The organism is Thermococcus sp., from assembly GCF_027066465.1.
Lineage (GTDB): Archaea > Methanobacteriota_B > Thermococci > Thermococcales > Thermococcaceae > Thermococcus.
Map to the genome: position 1 here is coordinate 1 of NZ_JAMONU010000024.1, position 3,899 is coordinate 3,899.

Annotated in this window: 4 protein-coding genes; 2 read left to right on the plus strand and 2 right to left on the minus strand. The window is 55.1% G+C overall.

Annotated elements, in window-relative coordinates; all coding sequences use genetic code 11:
• Positions 1–121: 121 nt before the first annotated feature.
• Positions 122–970, plus strand: a complete 849-nt coding sequence (locus MVK46_RS01245; protein ID WP_297534646.1) for a methyltransferase domain-containing protein — start codon at positions 122–124, stop codon at positions 968–970.
• A gap of 3 nt (positions 971–973) precedes the next feature.
• On the opposite strand, the gene MVK46_RS01250 is transcribed toward MVK46_RS01245, so the two are convergent.
• Positions 974–2,845 (minus strand): S9 family peptidase, encoded by a 1,872-nt coding sequence (locus MVK46_RS01250; protein ID WP_297534640.1) that lies wholly within the window; start codon positions 2,843–2,845, stop codon positions 974–976.
• Positions 2,846–2,913: 68 nt separating this feature from the next.
• Here MVK46_RS01250 and MVK46_RS01255 point away from each other — a divergent pair, with 68 nt between their 5' ends.
• Positions 2,914–3,240, plus strand: a complete 327-nt coding sequence (locus MVK46_RS01255) for a hypothetical protein (RefSeq protein WP_297534642.1) — start codon at positions 2,914–2,916, stop codon at positions 3,238–3,240.
• On the opposite strand, the gene MVK46_RS01260 is transcribed toward MVK46_RS01255, so the two are convergent.
• A complete protein-coding gene (locus MVK46_RS01260) occupies positions 3,208–3,858 on the minus strand; it encodes a phosphotransferase (RefSeq protein WP_297534644.1) in 651 nt (216 codons plus the stop codon). The two genes, MVK46_RS01255 and MVK46_RS01260, sit on opposite strands and share 33 nt — an antisense overlap.
• Between the last annotated feature and the right edge of the window lie 41 nt (positions 3,859–3,899).

Consider the following 3,899-nt stretch of genomic DNA (forward strand, 5'->3'; position numbering starts at 1 on the left):
GCTCGTCGAAGCCCGGAATGCCGGTGCGCACTCGCTCGGTGCCGCCCATCGTCTCTACCTCCGCCACCTTATACTGCTCTTGAGTAAAGTTATATAAAAAGATGCCCCTACGAATTCGGAGCTGGTGGGAATGTACTTCATAACCTTCAGAGAGGCAAGGAGGTTGCTGCTCTCAAAGGCAACAGGAGTAAACCTCAACCTGAGGAAAACCAACCGAACGTGGGAGATAAAACGAGAAGGTGACGAGTTCATCTTCCCCGACGGAACGCGCGTCTCGAAGGACGTCATCGAGCGGATAGCGAGGGACGAGGACAGCGTTTACTTCGTCAAGAACGGGGGAGTTTACAAGGCGGCAATAGCTGGAGAGCACTACTACAAGCTCGTCCCGACGATTCCGCCGACGATTGAGATAAACGGCATCAGGATGCACAGGACGAAGGGGGTAAACCCGCTCCAGGACACGAGGAACAAGGTGAACGCAGTCAGGCCAAAGGAGGGAGAAACGGTCCTTGACACCTGCATGGGGCTCGGCTACACCGCCATAGAGGCCTCGAAGAGGGGAGCCTACGTCATAACAATCGAGAGGGATAAAAACGTCATCGAGCTGGCGAAGATAAACCCCTGGAGCAGGGAGCTCTTCACGGGCGGTAAAATCCAGGTGATTCACGGCGACGCCTTTGAGGTCGTGAGGAAGTTTAGGGACGAGAGCTTCGATGTAATCATCCACGACCCACCGCGCTTTTCCTTAGCCGGCCAGCTCTACTCGGAGGAGTTCTACCGCGAACTTTTCAGGGTTTTGAAGCCCGGCGGAAGGCTCTTCCACTACGTTGGAAATCCCGGAAAGAGATACCGCAGAAAGGACCTCCAGAGGGGCGTCATGGAGAGGTTAAGGAGGGCGGGCTTCGTCGGCGTTAAGCGCGTTGAAGAGGCACTTGGAGTCGTGGCGAGAAAACCTGAAAAGAAAAGGTAAAGCTCACTCTTTCTCTCCCTTCAGTACCTTCTCGACGTCGAAGCCTTCTTCATACTTCCTGAGCTTCCTCTCGAAGAACTCGATGAAGAGCTTGTAGCGCTTTGAGCGGTGCTTCGGGCTTCCGCGGATGCTGTGGCCGTGCGGGCCCTTCTTGAACACCGCTATGTAGGCCTCCTTGCCGAGGTCTTTGAGCACGTTGTAGAACATCAGGCTCTGGTCGAGCGGACAGCGGTAGTCCTCGAGCGAGTGTATGAGCAGTATCGGGGCCTTCACGTTCTCCGCGTAGAACAGCGGACTGAGCTTGCGGTAATTCTCGTTTTCGAGCGGATTTGGTCCGATGACCTCAACGTCGAACCAGAGGCCGATGTCCGAGAAGGCATAACTTGTCAGCCAGTAGCTTATGCCGTTCTCGCTGATTCCGGCCTTGAAGAGGTCGCTCTGGGTTAACGCCCAGTTGGTCATGAATCCGCCGTAGCTTATGCCCGTTATTCCGACGCGCTCCCTGTCTGCCTGAGGCTCGAGCTTGAAGAACTCCTCTATTCCGGCCATTATGTCCTCGAAGTCCTCCAGGCCGGTTCTCTGAAGGACGCGGAGCGCGAAGTCTTCGCTGTAGCCGTCGCTGCCGCGCGGGTTCACGTAGACCACATAGTAGCCCTTGTTCGCCATCAGCTGCATCTCGTAGACGAAGCGGTGCCCGTACATTCCCTTCGGCCCGCCGTGAACGAAGACTATCACCGGAGCCTTCTCGTCCTCCTTGAGCTCCGGTTTGAGGTACCAGCCGTCTATCTCCAAATCCATGCTCTTGAACCTGAAGTGCCTCGGCTCGAAGGTTTTCAGTTTCTCAAAGATTGGCCCGTTGTAGTCGGTAACCTGCTTGAGCTCGCCGTCGTAGAGGTAGAGCTCGCCTATCCTCGTTGCCGTCATTATGAGGAGTAGGGCCTTTCCGTTGCTGGCATCCAAGCCGTAAATCCAGTGGTTTCCAACGACGACCCTCTCAGCTTTACCGTCCCAGAGCCAGAGGTGAACGCTGCCAGCGTCTGGAGTGAGGAAGTAGACCTTGCCCTTGGTGAGCTTCGCGAAGTGGACGTTGAGCGGACCCTCGTAGATTGCCTTAAGCTCGCCGTCCCATAGATATAGCCAGTCGTGCTCGCTGATGAACCGCTTTTCCTTTTTGCCCTTCAGGAGAATCGCCTTCCCGTCAGAATCCACAGCCTCGAAGGAAACGCGCTCGAAGAGCTTCTCCTCGTTTCCGTCCTTCCAGAGGTAGATGTCGTAGAACTTGAAGAGGGCCGGCTTGCCGTCCTCGCGGTGCGGGACGTTGATGAGGATTCCATCCCCGTGCCAGAGACCCGAGCTAAAGCGGGGCTTCTCGAACTCCTCTATGATTTCCTCAGCCTCGGTGTCGAGGACCCAGAAGGTCGTCTTCTCACCGTCGAGGAAGCCCATGCTGTCGAACCAGAAGGGAACGTCGTCGTCGAAGACGAAGTCGTCATCGTCGTGCCTCTTGAAGCCGACAACCAGAAGCCTCCTTGAGTCGTCGTTCCACTGGAGGGAGCGAATGTTCTTGGCCGAGAGAACCTTCTTAGCCGAGAGAGTCTCAAGCTCGGCAACCCAGACCTCTGTTTCCTTCTTCTCCTCGTTGGGCCTCGTGAAGGCAAGTTTACTCCCGTCCGGCGAGAGCCTCGGCATGGAGGCATTCTCAATGAAGCGCCTTGAGCCGGCCTCAAGGTCCTCAACGACTATCGTGCTCTCGTACCTGTTGTCCTTCATGTTGACCTTGGTCAGGGTGTAGGCTATTCTACTCCCTTCAATCCCCGGGTCGTTCACGTAGGCGAACCGAGAAAAGGTCTTCTCGTTCCATTCGATACTGCTCATAACGGTATCACCCCAATATGAGAGAGCCTTAAAAGTATATAAGCCTAACCCAAGGGACAGGTGGTAGCGTGAAGGAAGCGAAGGCGATAGCGCTTATTCTCGCGGCGGGCATCGGTGTTTCGCTCCTGCTGAGGGACTACGTGGGAATAGCGATAGCGGCCCTTGGAATACCGGCCTATTTAGCATACACCGCCAGGGAGCAGAACATACTCGCGAAGTCGAGGCTCTACGACAGGGATTTGTTCCTCATGATTGGCATAGCGGTTGTTGTGATTCTAGTCTTCAACTACTTCCTTGACCCAAGGGTTGGTCTTATAGCGATGGCAATCGTCGTCCCGCTCTTAGCCCTCTACGCCGACAGGCTAAAGACCGGAAAGAAGGCCCAGAAGGCGTGAGAGCCTTCCCGTTCTTTTATACTCCCTCAAAGCCTCCTTGACTTCCTCTCTGAAACCCTCGTCAAGGTCGAACTTTTTATAGAGCCTCTCGGAAATTGCGTTTCTGCCGACGAAGAGCATCGAGAAGGTCGAGGTGAGATTGTTCGGCTTCCTCCAGTTGGCCTTTTCGAAGTCTATGATGTAAACGTCATCACCGACGATGATGTGCTTGCCCCCCTGCATCTGGCCGTGGTCGAGGTAAAGCCTGTCGAGTAAGGCAGTTTTCTCGGCTATCCCGAAGAGGTGGCGCTTTTCAAGGTCGGCGTAGAGAACTGGCTCACCGTCAGCGAACTCCCTGACGAGATACGGAAGACCCTCAAAGGCTCCCGTGAAAAGCAGGAGCGGGGCTATTCCGAAGGGCTCTATAGCCCTCAGTATTCCCGCCTCCCTCTCGAAGTTGTTCCTCGGAGAATCCGGCCTCTGGAGCTTCACAACGACCTTTTTTCCGTTCAGCTCGCCGAGGAAGACGAGGCTCGTAGTGCCTTTGGAGAACGGCCTAACCCCCTCAAAACCAAGCTCCCCCAGGTGGTTCAAAAAGCGCTCCAGCTTTCTGCTGCCTAAAACGTTCTCGAACGTCATACTCGATAAACTTAAATAGGTCGCCGATTAAATACTTTCGG

What these genes read in the sequence shown, in the direction of transcription:
- MVK46_RS01250 (WP_297534640.1), bottom strand. Translation starts at nt 2,845, where the DNA reads ATGAGCAGTATCGAATGGAACGAGAAGACCTTTTCTCGGTTCGCCTAC.
- MVK46_RS01260 (WP_297534644.1), bottom strand. Translation starts at nt 3,858, where the DNA reads ATGACGTTCGAGAACGTTTTAGGCAGCAGAAAGCTGGAGCGCTTTTTG.